The organism is Streptomyces sp. NPDC085866, assembly GCF_044541035.1.
In the GTDB taxonomy this organism is placed as follows: Bacteria; Actinomycetota; Actinomycetes; order Streptomycetales; family Streptomycetaceae; genus Streptomyces.
Window position 1 is genome coordinate 1 of the sequence record NZ_JBITSQ010000017.1, and the last position, 15,661, is coordinate 15,661.

Below are 15,661 nucleotides of genomic sequence, written 5' to 3' on the forward strand. Positions count from 1 at the left end.
CGCCCAGAACAACTGGGACGTCAACGCGCAGAAGGGCACCCCGTCCAAGGGCCTGCTGCAGGTGATCGACCCCACCTTCAACGCCTACCACGTCGTCGGCACCGCTCACAGCGTCACCGACCCGGTGGCGAACATCACCGCGGCCGCCAACTATGCCGCCCACCGCTACGGTTCCATCGACAACGTCAACTCCGCGTACTGACGCGACGGGTAACAGCGCCGCGAGGCGTGCGCATCCAGCGCGTTCAGCGCAGTGGACAGGGATTCGCCTCGGCCACGGTGAAAGCCGGGCCAGGGCGCGCCGTCACCAACGTCATAGCGGCGGGGGAGCCGTCATCGACGCCGTCGCAGTCTCTCGAACGCCCCGGACGACGTGTGCGTGCTGTGAGGCTGTCCCGGAAATGTGCCGAGGCCGACACCAGCCAAGTCGCAGCTCGCCTCCCACAACCGCGCAGCGGTCCAGGCGTCGGCGAGGCCGAAGTACATCTGAGCCGGCGTGGAGCGGCCCTAGGCACGCTTGGGCTGGTAGTCCTTCCGGGACTGCAGGTCGGCAAGGTCTAGCCGCTCGGACTTCGCCGCGAAGCTGCCCATGGTCACGACGCGGGTCGCCGACGCGGCCGTCAGCAAAGGCATGAGCCAGTGGGGCAGCGTGAAGTGCCCGAGATGGTTGGTGCCGAACATGGGCTCGTGACCGGCCCGGTCTCCTTGCGCGGCGGGTCGTCGAGTGCGACGCCGGCGTTGTTGACCACCGCGTCGAGGCGATCCACATCCAGTGATTCCACCGCTGCCCTGAGCGACGAGAGGTCGGCGAGGTCCAGCCGAACGGCCCGTACCCCGTGCGCCGGGCACGCGCGAGCAGATCGAGCCCGTGGCGACTTCGGCCTTGGCGGGATCCCGGGTGCCCAGCACGACAGTGGCTCCGGTTCCGGACAGCTGCTCCGCGACGAAGTACCGATGCCGGCGTTGCCGCCGGTGACCAGGAAGACGCGGCCATCGGCACGCGGAAGCCGGCGGAGATCCCAGGGCAAGGGGGGAGGAGATGGACGACACGGCGGCTGGGCTCCCTTGCAGTCGAAGGCGGGACGCGACTGCTCATCGGGGCAGCTCGTGGTCCACGGTTTCAGCGGCCACCGACACATCGCCCATCGATCACCGACAGCCCCGCCGCACGTCCGACATCCTGCCCACAGGGCGATTCACCGAGCGGCGCGTTCCGATCTTGTTCTGTTGCTCTCTGGTGAGAGCCGGTTTCGCCGTGTAGCGTCGCTGTCAGATGTCGTGGTTCGCATTGCCCGCCCGCGCTCCGGCGTGGGCGTTTTGCTGTGCAGCGCGGGACCAGAACATCACCTTCGGGTCCGCGCGGTGCGGGTCCGATATCGACCGGAGGGCTCAGCATGGCCAGCGGAACCGTCAAGTGGTTCAACGCCGAAAAGGGTTTCGGCTTCATCTCCCAGGACGGCGGCGGGCCGGACGTCTTCGCGCACTACTCCAACATCAACGCCTCCGGCTTCCGTGAGCTCCAGGAGGGCCAGAAGGTGACGTTCGACGTCGGCCAGGGCCAGAAGGGCCCGCAGGCGGAGAACATCACCCCCGCCTGACCTCGTGCGGCTGCAGGTCCCGGAGTTATTCCGGGACCTGCAGCCGTATCCGCACCTTTGGGCTAGCGCCGCCGACCGCCGGGAGCCGACCCCGCTACGGGTCAGGGCATGACGGCATGACGGCATGACGGCATGACGACCGGAGTCTGGGTGATACCAGGCACGCACACCACGTCATCCGCGGCCAGCGGCCCGCGCACGACGAACTCCTTGTCATAGGGCATCTTCGATCTTGAGCCGTGCGCATCGCCTGGGCCGCTGACGTGCAGTCACGGCTGGTGACGGGCTTGCCGACCTGGTTCTGTTCACAAGACCGGACAGTGATCAGTCAGCACCTCGGGAGCTGCCACTCTGATGCGCTGTTCGACGTTCACGAGGACCGACAGCACTGCGCGGCGCTTGTGGGGCTGTGGGGGGTGCGGATCGTCGGCTGGTAGGCAGGGCTCTGAACGTGCGCCGGTATGCCTGGGGCGTCGTGCCGAGGTGTCGGGCGAAGTGGTGGCGGAGGTTGTCGACGGTACCGAAGCCCGTGCGGTGGGCGATCGCGGTTACTGGGGCGTCCGTGGTCTCCAGGTGGTGCTGCGCGAGCAGGACCCGCTGTCCGGTCAGCCATTGCAGCGGTGTGGTCCCGGTCTCCTGCCTGAAGCGTCGGGCGAAGGTCCGTGGGGAGAGGTGGGCACGGGAAGCCATTGCGTCGACGGTCAGGTCCTGGTCGAGGTTGGATTCCACCCAGGCCAGGACAGGGGCGAGAGACCCGGTCCCCTCCCGGGGGAGCGGGCGCTGGCGGTACTGGTGCTGGCCGCCGTCGCGGTGCGGGGGTGTGACCATGCGGCGGGCGATCGCGTTGGCGACGGCGCTGCCGTGCTCCTTGCGGATGAGGTGGAGGCAGGTGTCGACGCCGGCAGCGGTGCCGGCGCCGGTGATGACCGGGTCCTCGTCCACGTAGAGCACGTCCGACTCGACGTGGGCGCGCGGGTGGCGGCGGGCGAGTTCGTCGGTGTAGCGCCAGTGGGTGGTACAGCGTCGGTCGTCGAGCAGCCCGGCCTCGCCCAGGAGGAAGGCCCCGGTGCAGATGCTCAGGACACGAGCGCCACGCTTCACAGCGGCCCGCAGTTCCTCGGCCAGGCGGTCCGGCTGGCGCACGCGCGGGTCGTAGGCCGGGATGCAGATGAGGTCCGCCGAGGCCAGCCGCTCCAGGCCGTGACGGGTCCGCACCTCGAAGCCGTGGCGGGTCGGCACACTGTCGCCGGTGGCCGAGACAAGAGCGAAGTCGTACACGGGCAGCGCGTCGTCGCTGCGGTCAATCCCGAAGACCTCGCAGAACACGCCCAGCTCGAAGGCGTGGGCACCCTGGAGAGCCAGGACGGCGACGTCGTGAAGCATCGGTTCCCGATCCCCTCTTACGACGGTGGCAGGAACTTCAGCTTACCTGTCGTTTCTGCCACTCGCGGGTGGTAGGACCAGCCTGGAAGGCTCGCAGGCGTTCATCCATCCCGCGAACAGCTAGGCACAGCGCATGACTACGCAGACCCCTGCCACAAACGCCGCCCTCTCGTCACAGGTTGCCCAAGTCCTGCGTGGGCTCGCGCTCGACGAGGAGCTGAAGTGGCGCATCCCAGGTGACCCGGTTCTGGGCCCTCTGGCCCGCAAGGTCGCGCGGCGGTACGTGGCCGGTGAAACCCTTCCCGACGCCCTGGATCGGGCGCAGCAGGTCCTGGCCGTCGGCCACCGTGTGAACGTCGAGTACATGGGCGAGAGCTGCCGCGACCCGCAGCGAGCCACGGAAGAAACCGACACGTTCCTCTCCGCGGCCCGGCTGCTGCCACCCGGGTGCTCGATCTCCCTCGACCTGTCTCACATCGGCCTCGCCGTCGACGCTGAGCTTGCCCTTGCCAACGCCTCCCGCATAGCCCAAGCCACCGCCGACACCGGGCGGGAGATGGTGATCTCGGCTGAAGGCTCCGACCGTACCGACGAGGTGCTTGCCCTGCACCGCAAGCTGTGCAAGCAGTTCGACCATGTGGGCATCACCGTCCAGGCACGCCTGTATCGCACCGCAGACGACCTGCCGGAGCTGCTTTCCCGTCCCGGCCGCATCCGCCTGGTCAAGGGCGCCTTCCTCGAACCTGAGGCCATCGCCCACCGGCACGAGGCCCCGGCCCTGACCGCTGCCTATCTTGCGTACGCGAAACAGCTGGCCGACTCGGGCCATCTATGCTCCTTCGCCACCCACGACTGGGATCTGATCAACCGTATTGACCAGCACCTCGGCGGGAAGGGCCACAATTCCGCCCCTTGGGAGTTCGAGACCCTCCTCGGCCTCGGGCCCGACCACCTGACCGCCATGGCCGAGCGCGGCCACCCCACCCGGGAGTACATCGTCTTCGGCACGGAATGGTGGCTCTACGTCTGCAACCGCATCGCCGAAGACCCCCAGCGCCTGCTCCAAGCCCTCGTCGACGCGGCCGCATGACCAGACCACCTGATCCGGTCCCACGTCATCACGCCTCAGCTCACTGCCCTGCGAAGCGCCAGCTACCCGACGGTCAGAGTCGATCCACCGCAGCGACAGCCCCGGCCGCTGCTGCCTCGCTATCGATAGCGTGATCATTTCTGATCTCCGGGGCGAGATTAAGCAGGACCCACGGGCTTGCCCAACGAAGCGACATTGCTGCTCGGACTCGACAGGGTGTCCGTCGTACGGATCGAGCGGCTGGCCGACGGAACCCGTCGGGTGCACCTGGCCACGGCCGACGAGGCAGCCAGGGCCTGCCCGTCGTGCGGGGTATTCGCGACCCGGGTGAAGGACACGGCTATCACCCGGCCCCGCGACCTTCCCTACGGCGAGAGGGATCTGCAGTTCCGCTGGCACAAGCGCCGCTGGTGGTGCCGCGAGCCACTGTGCCCAAGGAAGTCGTTCACCGAGCAGCTCCCGCAGGTACCAGCGCGCGCCCGCCTCACCACCCGGCTGCGGCAAGCGGCCGGCCGACGCGTGGGCGACGCCGGCTCCACGGAATCCAGGCGGCCCGCGGCCTGCGACTGTCCTGGCCGGTGGTGATGGACGCCTTCGGCACCGCCGCCACCGAGGTCACCGTCGCCCCTCTGCCACCGGTTGCGGTGCTGGGGATCGACGAGACCCGCCGCGGACGCACCCAGTGGCGCCGGAACCCCGAAACGGGACGTGGGAGCTCGCCGCGGACCAGTGGCACACCGGCTTCGTCGACGCGAATGGGAACGGCGGCTTGCTCGGCCAGGTCGAGGGCCGCGCCCCCTCCGACGTGCTGGCCTGGCTCGCGACGACCCCACTTCAGTGGCGCACGCAGATCCGCTACGTTCCCATCGACATGTCCACCAGCTACCGTGCCGCGATCCGCACCGGCCTGCCGCAAGCCACCCTCGTTGTGGATGACCACTTCCATGTGGCCCAGCACGCGAACAAGATGCTCAACATTGTGCGCCGCCGCACCACCGCCACCCTGCGCGGCCGCGAAGACCTGACGGAGAAGCAGTTCACGCAGATGTGGACGCCCTGATGGACGCCGGCGACATCGGCATGACCCTGCTCACGAGGTGGATCGCGAAAGAGCGGCTGCGCGACCTGCTCGCGTTCGCACGCAGCGGTGCCGACCGCGAGCACGTCGGTCACGTGCGCTACAAGTTCCTCACCTGGTGCGCGGACTCCGGCATCCCCGAGGGCCGGCAGCTCGCCATCACGGTCGACTGCTGGTGGCCCGAGATCGCAGCGTGCATCGCCACCGGCCACAGCAATGCCACCAGCGAGGGCGTCAACCGCATCATCAAGCTCTGCGCGCGCAACGCCCACGGCTTCCGGAACCCGGCCAACCAGCGGCTACGCACACGCTGCGTCACCACCCGCCGGGTCCGCGGACACCTACGCACCGCTCAACTTCGATGACCCGTCATAGGGGAAGGGCAGGGCGTGCGTGAGGCTGTGCCACCAGGCCACGCCGTAGTACTTCGTGCCCAGGGCGTCGGTTGGCGCACATACCGTGGGTTCCGTATGACCGTCCAACAGGCCTTCAATGGCAGTGAGTTTGGGGCACAAGTCCGCGTCGGTCGGATCCTGCTCGTGACCGTGGCCGGCCCTGAAACGCCATTGCCGTCAGTCGTGGGTAGGGAAGCAGGGGAGACCCTTCGCCCGTACCGCGACCAGAGAACACCGTCTAGAGTCGCCGGGCATGCCGGCGCCCACGAGACGTGCTCCCCGATGTGGACGCTGGCCCAGGCCCCGGCGCAACTGGTCTCCTGTCCCCGCAGTCGCGCACCTCTACGACGCGCGCCGCGACAGCGGCTACCCGCACGAGCACGGTCCGTTGACCTTCGAGCAGCGGCGCAGGGGAGAGTACTCCTGCGAGGACTGGTCGGTGGGCGGCTACAGCCGGCTGAAGCCCGGCTACGGCGCGGCTCCGACTGCCGGCTGGAGCCGGGTCAAGAAGCGTTCCAGGTGTGCAGTTGACGGCCGATCAGGCCGACTCCGATCGCGCCGGACGCGGCGGACCAGAGAGACTGCCCCCGCTTCGCGATCACCGGCACCCGGTTCCCGCCAGCTGAGGCCAGCAGCCCGTGTATCGAAAGCGCCTGGTGAGGATGGCGGAGAGCCCATTTTGTGATCCAGAATGATTGGATGGTCACGCTTGAGACTCCCCGTTTGATCCTGCGTCGCTGGCGCGAGGAAGACGTTGCGCCCATGGCTGCCATCAATGCCGACCCCGAGGTCATGCGGTGGATCCGTGACGGCAGCGTCCGTGACGAACAGCAGACTCGCGGCGGGATCCAGGCATGGGAGAGCGAGTGGGAGTCACAGGGCTTCGGCCTGTTCGCCGTAGAGATCCGGTCTACTGGCGAGCTGGCCGGGTTCACCGGCCTTTCGGTGCCCGACTTCTTGCCGGAGGTGCTGCCGGCGGTTGAGGTCGGCTGGCGGCTGGGACGTTCACACTGGGGGCAGGGCTTGGCCACCGAGGCCGCTGCGGCCGCTATACGGTTCGGATTCGAAGAGCGAGGGCTGGAGCGGATCGTCAGCATCACTCAAGTGGGCAACGACGCCTCCGAACGGATCATGACCAAACTGGGGATGCATCCGGTCCGTGAGACCGTCAATCCCACCGGTGGTCGGCGAGTACGGGTGTTCGAGTTGTCGTCGGACCAGTACGTCACAACCACTCGTTGATGGCGGCAACGAGGACGGTAGCCTCGTAGCGAACCGCGGTTTTGTCGTACCTGGTGATCGACCGTCCGAGGCCGTCTCCTTCGTAGGTGACGCTGGGGTCGATGTCGGGGAGTCGGTCTCCGGGTTCGTCGGCGGCGAGCGGGGTGGAGGATTCGCTGCACGCGGTCGTCAGGTAGAGCCGTCCGTTCGTAGGTGGTGGGGCGGGTGCGCCGATCCACTATCCGTTAGCCGCCTGCCACTTGGTCAGGAGTCTTCTTCCCGCAGGGATGTCATCTGAAGCGGTAAGGCCGCTCGAACGTGGCTGTCCCACCAGACGGCCGGATCCCTGCTGCTGGAAAACCGTGCATGCCGTCCGCCCGTACACTCGCTACCCGTTTGGATCAACGGGAAAGGGACACAGCAGTGAACCAGCAGGACGGCATCTGGCCGACGCGCAGTGATGCGCCGATCTACGACAGGCTGGTGGCGGAACGCGGTGACATACCGGCTGAGGTGAACGCTGCAGCCGCACGGATTATGAGAGAGGCTGGCCGGACCACGGACTTCGGTCCGTTGCTGGGCATAGCGGCGGGCTGAGCAGCGCTCGAAGTGGCGCGGTCGCCGGAGCGCAGAGGTGTTCGCACATACATCAGTGTGTGAGGACACCTCTTCGAGTTCTGGAACTCTGGTGATCAAGTCCGAGCTGACCAGACCTGGTGACCGTCGTGCCCACCTCTCCTGCCCGGCTCTGAGAGGTCGTTAAGTCCGTTTCTGGTCGTGTCCTCGCCCGGATTGGGCGAGGACGCCTTTGCGGGTTAGACGTCCGAGGCTGCTTCGGGTGACGTTCGGGCTTGGGTCGCCGGTGGCCAGGCCGAGCAGTTGTGCCATTCGCGGACCCTGAATGCCTGGTCAGGGTGATGGTTGAAGGCGTGCACGATCTGCTGGTAGGCGGAGCCTTGGGTCGTGAGGACCGGATCGGGATGGCAAATCGGTGCTCTGCCGCCTCGTGAGGACGCAAGATGGTGCGCATGACTTTGGCCACCCCCATACTGCACACCGCTCGCCTGCGACTGCGCCCCTTCACCGACACCGACGCGGACCCCCTCTTCGCGCTGCACAGCAGCACCCACGTGATGCGCTACTGGGACTCCCCACCGTGGACCGAACGGGCCCGCGCCGAGCGCTTCATCGCGATGTGCCGGAAGATGGCGGACGAAGGCACCGGGGCACGGGTTGCCATCGACCGTGCTTCCGACGGGGCCTTCGTCGGCTGGTGCGTGCTGACCGGATGGAACCCGGACTACCGCAGCGCATCGTTGGGCTACTGCCTCGACGAGGCGATGTGGGGCCACGGCTACGCGACGGAGGCGGCGCACGCCTTGCTGCAGTGGGCATTCGACACACTGGACCTGAACCGAGTCCAGGCCGAGACCGATACGCGCAACGTGGCATCCGCCCGGGTACTCGAGAAGATCGGATTCGTGCGTGAAGGGACGTTGCGGGAAGACTGCGTCGTGAATGGCGATGTATCCGACTCGTGGGTGTTCGGATTGCTCAGGCGAGAATGGCGACCGGCGGCCGTGCCGATCCCAGCCCGCTAAGTCATTTCCGTGAAGGCCACGCGCGCTCGGGCACTACACATGTAGTCTGGCATCGGAGGGGGGACCAATGCTGATCGACTTCGTTCCCGACAGGAGTCTGTACCCTTTCGAGTCGCGCTGGTTTGACTCGTCCGTCGGCCGGGTTCACTACATCGACGAGGGGGCCGGGCCGCCACTGCTGTTCTGCCATGGCGCTCCGACGTGGAGCTTCCTATACCGTCAGATCGTGAAGGACCTGCGTGACCGGTACCGGTGTATCGCCGTCGACTATCTGGGTTTTGGATTGTCCGAACGCCCTGCGGGTTTCGGCTACACGATCGCCGAGCACACCGCGGTCCTCGGTGAGCTGATCGATCACCTGCAGCTCGACGGCTTCGTTCTGATGGGACAGGACTGGGGCGGACCCATCGGTCTGGGCGCGGTCACCGCCCGCGCGGATCGCGTGAAGGGCATCGTGCTGGGCAACACCTTGTTCTGGCCGACCGAAGCGATGGCCAATCGGGCGTTCAGCATGATCATGAGCAGCCGCCCGATGCAGCGGCGGATACTCGAACAGAATTTCCTCGTCGAGCGCGTCCTGCTCGCAGAGCTGGGGCGCAAGCTCGCTGCGGCCGAGGCCGACCACTATCGCACGGTGCAGCCCACCGCGGAAGCCCGGCGCGGACTCGCCATGATGCCCAAAGAAATTCGTGCCGCGCGCCCCCTGCTGGACCAACTCGCCCGAGACGTGCCCGTCCTGCTCGGCGACAAGCCTGCCCTGCTGGTGTGGGGGATGCGGGACATGGTGTTCCGTCCGAACGCTTGTATCCCGCGAATTCGTGCCGCCTTCACCGATCTCGACGTAGTCGAGTTGCCACGCGCGCGACACTTCATTCAGGAACACGCACCGGACGCGATCGCCGAGGCGATCGCGAAGCGGTTCCCGTGATTTTGATGGACGAACGCCACATTGATGTGGTGAAGCTCGACTCACCTTGGATCGAAACGACTGAAGGCGCACCTTGTGATCAGGCGGACTATACATCCCCCTGGTCTTCCGGCGCCCTTTCACACCCACGGCAGGGGATTGAATACAGCTTCTACTGAACTTGAATGCGTGATGTCGGTGAGTCCCCCGTGATCAGGCCGGTGCCTGCGAGGCGGCCGTCGACCAGGTCCGGGCGGTACTGGGTCTGTAGCAGGTGTCGTCCCATCCGGCTTCGACGGCGCGCCCGGGGCCAGGCGTTCGAGGGGTGCCAAAAACGAGAGCATCGCCCCCGGTGGCAGACATATGATCGGGTCGGTTGTCGGGGCGGAAGCTGAGCCGGGCTGTCGGATTCAATTCGAAGGCGCCGGCGCTCGCGCCTGACGTTGCGTCTGAGTCGAGGAGGACGGTTGACTCTGCGGAAGAAGGGCACCCGCCTGATCACCGTCGATGGCGTGGCCTACCGGTGGCGAGTGTCCGGCGGAGCCCGTTGCTGCACAGGGTGCGCGTCGGGGCGGTTCGACTTCGTGGTTGAGCAGGCCGATCAGAAGGGTGCGGTGTTGATGGCGGCGACATCGGCCTTTCCAGTGGTGCCGTCCATTGTCGGGGCGGGAGTTCGCGCCGCGCTCGATCACGGGTGGCAGCCGGCGCGAAGGGGACCGGCTTTCCGACTGACCGGGCTGGTGTAGACCGTCTCCAGGCCGCCGTAGGCCCGCGAGCGGATGGCGCATCCTGGTTACTGACACTGCGGCGACTGCCGGCGAGGCAGCCGCGTTTGAAGGTGCCGGCATCGTCGTCAAGACCGTCTGACACCGTTTCGAGGGTTGTGCCGTAGCGCGGACCAGGAAGGACCCGTCCGTCATCGGCTTGCCGGAGCAGGCCGGGTTCGCGCATGGGCACCGCCGTACCGCCGACTCTCGCGTTGCGGCTGTCGCAACGCGCGTGGGGTGCTGGTCATGCCGGAAGCGGAACAAGAAGCCACGCTGGGCTGGATCCGCTCGCTTTTCGCGGGCAGACGGGAGGCCGCTTGCGGTGAGTTCACCCTCCCGGTGCTGACGGGCGTGCTGCGTGTCCGGTGGCTGCGAGGCATCACGCCGGCACCCGAGTCTGACGTACGGTCGCGTGCGGGGATCTGCCGCGGTGAGTGTGCTGAAGCGGTGGAGACGGTCGGGGCGGACGCGGCCGGCCCGGCCATGCCGTCGGCCCGTAGTGTCGCCGTGGTCTGCCAGGCGGTGCCCGCCCAGGGCCTTGATGTTCAGCGGGGTGGCTGTCTGGATCGTCACCTCGCCGTTCGATGTCTGCATGTCGATGTCGCCGCCCTTGGCGTCCTTGCCGTTGACGTCACCGTTGGACGTGCGCAGTTTCACAGGGCCGTCGCGTTGTTCACCGCGATCTCGCCGTTGCTTGTCTGCAATCGACCGCGCCGACATCGGTGAGTGTGAGGCCATTGGTCGTAGGCTCGCGCCCACGACCTCAACTGCGATACGCCACACACCCCGCACGCGACCGTACGTCAGACTCGAGGAATGGCTGGTCGCGGGTGAACTGTGCTGGCTTCGACCGTGCCAGTCTCGCTACCAACCGTGCACCAGCGTGTGCGACGCCGAACACTCAAGGTAACGTCCAGGTCCAAGACGGCATTCCGGCGGTCCTGACCGGCATCCACACCGGCGACGCCGACGTCACCGTCGCCTTCCACGCCGACGCACCTCAGCCCGAGGCTGCTGAGCGGGACGAGATCGTCGAAGTCTCACTGCACTCGGTTACGGGAGTCCTCGTGGTGCGAGGTCTGATGGCCGACCTCGACGAAAGAGTTGCCTGCGCTGTCCTTTAACGGACCGGATGACTATCGGCTGCGCATCGATGCCCGTAGCCGGGGCACCGCCACCGACCTCGCCCCGGACGAGATCACCGAGTGGTACCTCAGCCAGGTATGGCCCGCACCGGCTCAGGGCGTGGTGGTGCTCCGCCAGACCGACAGCTACGGGCTACCGACAGCTACGGGGCTTCCGTCCGGGAGGGCTGACCAATGCCACACGACAGGCGAGCATGCTCACGCGAGCAGCCACGGGGCCGCGGACTATCCGGCAGCTTCGGGCTGGACCTCGTCTGTGGGTGCCGCTGCCGGCTCCGGCGCATGGGCGGCGGTGTAGAAGACGGAGCTGCCCTGCTTGGTCCGCTGGGCCAGGCTTTTGGCTACGAGGCTTTCGAGGGTGGTGCGTACGACAGTGGTCTTGATGTTGCGGTCGGGGTGCGCATGGCTGAGTGCCTCGGCGATTTCCGCCGCGGAGCGGGGTTCGCTCTGCTCGGTGAGGTGACGGTGGATGAGGTCGACCAGGGTGGTCGCTGTCCTTTTCGTGGCCGCCTTCTTGGCAACAGGATTCTTGACGGACTGCTTCTTGGCGGTGGGCGGCTTTGCGGTGGCAGTCTTCGCCGGTCGGCGAGTGCTGGGCGCAGCCGCGGGCCTCTTCCTGGGGGAGGGCACGGTGGTGCTGTCGGCTTTGGCGGGTTCAGAGGTCGGGGCCGTGACGCCGAGTGCCTTCTGCATGCTCACCAGCACGGTGTGGTCGCGCTGCAGCGTGGCCAGCTGCTTTTGGAATGCGGTGAGTTCTGCAGTGATGCGCTCTTGTTCCTTGACGTTGGCTTCCAGGTCGTTGGCCACTTGGCTGATGTACTGCGAAGTCAACTCGGTGTTGATGGTCGTGTCTTCGGACATCTGTCTCTCCTCGGTCGGTGGCCGGGTCGAAGCTCTGGCGAGCGGTTGCGGCGGGTCAGAGAAGATGTTCCGGCCGCAGAGTGCCCTGGTGCGGAGATGATACGGGTGGGAAGCCCTGTTTTTGCTGCTCGAGCAACACCTTGTTACCGCTGCCGCAGATAATGGGCCGTTATCCGTGGCCACTTGGGCTCGGCGAAAAGGGCGTCCGCGCAGTGGCGTCGCAGTGGACAGCAGGGGGAGCGAGGGGACATGGACGCAGCGGCAGTGGCCGGGATGGTGGGGGCGGTGGGCGGCAGCATGGCCGGGGCGATCGGCGGAGTCCTCGCCGCCAGGGTCACCGGACGCCAGACCGTCAGGGCTGCTGTCGAGGCTGCGAAGTCGCAGGCTGCCGCTGAGCATGCGCGCTGGGCGCGGGACCGGCGCAATACAGCATATGAACGGCTGCGCTCCGCGACCCAGGAACTCAGTACTGCCTATTGGCGGTACGAGAATCTTGCCGACGATTCCCCCGCGGACCTGCTCCGAGAGCGTGCCGGAGCCGTTGAAGACGCGTACTTGAACCTCCGGGCAGCGGTGCAAGAGGTGCGCGCTGCCGGACCCGATGACACCTGGTTCGTAAACGTCCTCCTTGCTCTGCTGGATGCGGCGAACAGGTGCCACTACGCGGCCACAGGCAGGGGACGCGTTCGCCATGAGAATGTGGGCGACTGCGGGGCAGACCTGGACACTGCCCTTGGTGAATTCGCCTGGAAAACCCACGTCTTCCTGACCGACCCGGACTTCGTGGCCCCCGACGAACCTCTGATCGGCGCCGACACGGACGGCTGACGACGGCGCCGGGGTCCCGTGATCTCACGCCGTGCCCGGAGTCGGGCCGGCCGGCCGCACGGCCGCATACGCGGATGACGGATGGTGGATGAGCCAGCTCACGACGGACGACACCCCGCGCCGGTCCAGAGCTTCGATCGCCCGACGGATCAGCGCTCGGGCGTCGGCCCGGTATACGGCCATGCTGCATAGTTGCTGAGGCGGTCGTCGTACACGTGGACGTCTCCCGCAGCCGTTGCTCGCGCGTGGGCGCGTCCATGGGGACGACGCCGAGGGAGACCTGGGGGAGGGCGTCGGCGGTCAGTGGGGCCGAGTTGCGCGGTCATGGCGTCGGCGCCGCACACCTGGGATCGGAGTGCTGCCTCTTCGACGACGAACACGAAGCGGCGGCCCGGCTCGTGGATGACGCGGCTGCGCTCGACGCCCCGCGTGCCAGTCCTCGGTGATGACGAGTCGGTCGTCCAGCACCCAGAAGGCGTTGGCCGTAGGGACCTTCAGGCGCCAGTGCGTGAAATCGGTGACCCTCCCCCTTACAGCCACTGCTGGCGGCGTATCCGGGACCGGACAGCTTCGTCGATGTGTCGAGGGTCCGCCTGTGGAGATCTGCGGAGCGGAGGAAGATCGCCCGAGCGCCCCCCGACCGGCCGCTGCGTTCCTTCCTCGGGACCGGCGGTGTCTGCAACGGCATGGACTGACCCAACTGCATTACAGCGCGCTGCCCGGACGGCTGACCTGGCGTCCCGGCTGCGCCGCGTTGTCAGTGCCCCCTGCGACGGTGGAGGACATGACGCCCACCACCGTGGAAGCTGTCCCCGACGTGCTCGTCGCGATGCTGCGCCGGCCCGTGTGGAACACCCTCGCCGAGCGGGCCGACGGTATCCGCCGCTCCCTGCCCGCATGCCCGGAGACGGCTGTGGAACGCCTTGCCTGGCTGCGGTCGCTGAGCCCTGAGCAGGCGCGTCGCGCCGCCCTCCTTGACCGCCTGGACGCTCTTTGTGAGCACCTCGCCGGCCGCCCGGCTCTCGGCCATGGCGCCGACGATCCGATGCCGGAGGCGGCCCTGCAGGAGGCCGAGGGGTTCAACCCTCAGCTTACGGCCCTCATCGCCGCCTACCGGGCCGCTCGTGGAGTTCCGGTTACCGCAGCCGAATAGTGCGGCCACCGCATGCCGCGTGGCGCCGACAGCAGTCGGCGATCTGAAGCGAGCAGTTCGCCACCCGCAGCATCGTCCGCTACGGGGCGGATCCCGGCGTGCATGGCGGCGTCGCGGCAGAAGCAGCAGCACTGTGTGGGGTGAGGCGGTCAAGGTTGGCGAGGAAGCGGGGCGGCACAGTCCACGACATCGTGCGCACCGGATGGAGAAGTGAACGACATGCGGTGCGCTCGACCCGGTGGGGGAGTGCCTTGCATCGTGCACAACTCATCGCGCCGCGCGCCCAGTACGCACCGGTACGCCCAGGGCCGCGTCGTTCAGGTGATGTGTCCTGGTTGATCACATGATGCCGAGGGTGATCAGTGGACGGTTGGCGTCGCGGGTGTGGTGGCGGAGTCCAGCGGCGATGTTTGTCTGGTTGCCGAGTCGGAGAGCGCCGATGGCCAGGTTACGCAGGGATGCCATGGCACGTGGAGCGGTGCCGGTGCGTACGCGGGAGGCGTCCTCGGCGTACGTGGTGTCCCTGACGTGGTGGATCTTGTTCTCGATGCCCCAGTGGCCGCGGACGCGGCGGGCGATCTCGGTTGCGTCGGCCTGCTCCGCGGTCAGGTCGGTCACCCCGTAGATGCGTTCCAGGGTGACCTTGCCGGTGGTGACGATCCGTCGGCGGCGCACGATCTGGACGGCCTGCACCGCGTGTGGGAACGCGATCCCGGCGACGGCGGCGGCCTTGATCCGGCGGATCTCGTCGCGGCCGTGCGCGGTGGCCCGCGTCTTGTCCAGGAGTGGCACTTCCCGCCATGGCAGGGCCTTCAGCCACTGGTGCAGGGTGGGCTGATTGCCCTTGATCAGCGCGATGTAGTGGGCGTGCTTGTCCTCGACGAGGAAGCGCGCGTGGGCGGTCTGCGAGTGGAGGGCGTCGAAGGTGACCACCGTGCCGTGCAGGTTGAGCGGGGCAAGCAGGGGCTGGAAGACGGTGATCTCGTTGGTCGTGGCGTCCACCTCGCGCTGGGCGGTGACCAGACCGGCCCCCGTCATCGCGGCGAGCAGATGGACCTGGGTGCCGTCGGTGCGGCGGGCACCGCGCACGGTCTTGCCGTCCACGGCGAGGGAGGGCAGGGGCCGCCGGTCGCTGTCGTTCTCCTCCTGGCCGGCGGCGCGTTCGCGCCCGGCGAGCCAACTTCCGACGGCTGTATCCAGCGCGTCGCCGTCGATGCGTTGGAGGACACGACGCACGGTGGCCTCGGCCGGGGCGACGGGGCCGCGGTCCGGCTCCCGGCATGGGCCACCGAGCCGGGCCAGGACGTTGGGCGGGGCGTCGGCGGCCCACTCCGCGATCGCGGCCAGGGACTTCGCTCCGGCCAGGACCGCGCACGCGGCCAGGGAGAGGACGAAGGCGAGCGAGTGGCGTCGGCCCTGGTCCCGGCGGGGATCGGGCACCTGAGCCAGGCAGGTCAGCAGGCCGGGGAGGTCATCGGGGACGGTCGGCGCGGTGTCGGCGAGTTGGCCCAGAGGGCGCGGGATGAGCGAGGATGAGCAGGCAGGCACGGTCTTCCGTCGTGGTGATCAGGGACTCGACACCTCATGATCACCGGAAGTCGTGCCTGCCTCCGCGTCAGCCCCCGCAGTCCTGC

General features: G+C 67.7%; 16 protein-coding genes and 1 pseudogene. 13 read left to right on the top strand and 4 right to left on the bottom strand.

The features are described from left to right. A partial coding sequence (locus ACIF83_RS35195; protein WP_399733077.1) for a transglycosylase SLT domain-containing protein occupies positions 1-202 on the top strand: 202 nt, incomplete at its 5' end. 308 nt (positions 203-510) lie between these two features. Here the strand turns inward: ACIF83_RS35195 and ACIF83_RS35200 are convergent. Then, positions 511-1,139: pseudogene (locus tag ACIF83_RS35200) on the bottom strand (SDR family NAD(P)-dependent oxidoreductase); the annotation flags it as partial. A 255-nt stretch (positions 1,140-1,394) separates the two neighbouring features. Between ACIF83_RS35200 and ACIF83_RS35205 the strand changes: the two are divergent. Next, complete coding sequence (locus ACIF83_RS35205) at positions 1,395-1,598, top strand: cold-shock protein (RefSeq protein WP_381659069.1); 204 nt, start codon at positions 1,395-1,397, stop codon at positions 1,596-1,598. A gap of 324 nt (positions 1,599-1,922) precedes the next feature. Here ACIF83_RS35205 and ACIF83_RS35210 read toward each other — a convergent pair whose 3' ends face one another. Further along, positions 1,923-2,981: a GlxA family transcriptional regulator gene (locus ACIF83_RS35210; RefSeq protein ID WP_399733081.1), complete on the bottom strand. Its 1,059-nt coding sequence runs from the start codon at positions 2,979-2,981 to the stop codon at positions 1,923-1,925. Positions 2,982-3,114: 133 nt separating this feature from the next. Between ACIF83_RS35210 and ACIF83_RS35215 the strand changes: the two genes are divergently transcribed. The 9 genes from ACIF83_RS35215 to ACIF83_RS35255 all read left to right on the top strand — a co-directional run bounded on the left by ACIF83_RS35215 (position 3,115) and on the right by ACIF83_RS35255 (position 10,766). Then, positions 3,115-4,071: a proline dehydrogenase family protein gene (locus tag ACIF83_RS35215; RefSeq protein WP_399733084.1), complete on the top strand. Its 957-nt coding sequence runs from the start codon at positions 3,115-3,117 to the stop codon at positions 4,069-4,071. Positions 4,072-4,248: 177 nt separating this feature from the next. Further along, entirely contained in the window at positions 4,249-4,656 is a 408-nt protein-coding gene (locus tag ACIF83_RS35220; protein ID WP_399733087.1) for a transposase family protein, read from the top strand. Positions 4,657-4,753: 97 nt separating this feature from the next. Then, positions 4,754-5,131, top strand: coding sequence for a transposase (locus ACIF83_RS35225; RefSeq protein ID WP_399733090.1), 378 nt, complete (start codon positions 4,754-4,756; stop codon positions 5,129-5,131). Beyond that, positions 5,119-5,514: a transposase gene (locus ACIF83_RS35230; RefSeq protein WP_399733093.1), complete on the top strand. Its 396-nt coding sequence runs from the start codon at positions 5,119-5,121 to the stop codon at positions 5,512-5,514. Before ACIF83_RS35225 ends, ACIF83_RS35230 begins: the two co-directional genes overlap by 13 nt. Before the next feature lie 729 nt (positions 5,515-6,243). Next, positions 6,244-6,786, top strand: coding sequence for a GNAT family N-acetyltransferase (locus tag ACIF83_RS35235; protein WP_393484918.1), 543 nt, complete (start codon positions 6,244-6,246; stop codon positions 6,784-6,786). Between the two features lie 402 nt (positions 6,787-7,188). Beyond that, positions 7,189-7,362 carry a hypothetical protein gene (locus tag ACIF83_RS35240; protein WP_393484917.1) on the top strand — a complete coding sequence of 58 codons (174 nt, stop codon included), beginning with the start codon at positions 7,189-7,191 and terminating at the stop codon, positions 7,360-7,362. Positions 7,363-7,793: 431 nt separating this feature from the next. Next, the gene (locus tag ACIF83_RS35245) at positions 7,794-8,366 is read left to right on the top strand and encodes a GNAT family N-acetyltransferase (RefSeq protein WP_393484916.1); all 573 of its coding nucleotides are present in this window, start codon (positions 7,794-7,796) and stop codon (positions 8,364-8,366) included. Positions 8,367-8,433: 67 nt separating this feature from the next. Further along, positions 8,434-9,294, top strand: coding sequence for a haloalkane dehalogenase (locus ACIF83_RS35250; protein WP_399733098.1), 861 nt, complete (start codon positions 8,434-8,436; stop codon positions 9,292-9,294). A 992-nt stretch (positions 9,295-10,286) separates the two neighbouring features. Next, on the top strand, positions 10,287-10,766 hold the full coding sequence (locus ACIF83_RS35255) for a hypothetical protein (RefSeq protein ID WP_399733101.1): 480 nt from the start codon (positions 10,287-10,289) through the stop codon (positions 10,764-10,766). A 644-nt stretch (positions 10,767-11,410) separates the two neighbouring features. Here the strand turns inward: ACIF83_RS35255 and ACIF83_RS35260 are convergent. Beyond that, on the bottom strand, positions 11,411-12,046 hold the full coding sequence (locus ACIF83_RS35260) for a BlaI/MecI/CopY family transcriptional regulator (protein WP_393484913.1): 636 nt from the start codon (positions 12,044-12,046) through the stop codon (positions 11,411-11,413). A gap of 249 nt (positions 12,047-12,295) precedes the next feature. Here ACIF83_RS35260 and ACIF83_RS35265 point away from each other — a divergent pair, with 249 nt between their 5' ends. After that, entirely contained in the window at positions 12,296-12,874 is a 579-nt protein-coding gene (locus tag ACIF83_RS35265) for a hypothetical protein (protein ID WP_393484912.1), read from the top strand. Between the two features lie 784 nt (positions 12,875-13,658). Next, positions 13,659-14,027: a hypothetical protein gene (locus ACIF83_RS35270; RefSeq protein ID WP_393484911.1), complete on the top strand. Its 369-nt coding sequence runs from the start codon at positions 13,659-13,661 to the stop codon at positions 14,025-14,027. A 339-nt stretch (positions 14,028-14,366) separates the two neighbouring features. Here the strand turns inward: ACIF83_RS35270 and ACIF83_RS35275 are convergent, their stop codons facing one another. Beyond that, entirely contained in the window at positions 14,367-15,575 is a 1,209-nt protein-coding gene (locus tag ACIF83_RS35275) for an ISAs1 family transposase (protein ID WP_399733105.1), read from the bottom strand. Positions 15,576-15,661 lie beyond the last annotated feature (86 nt).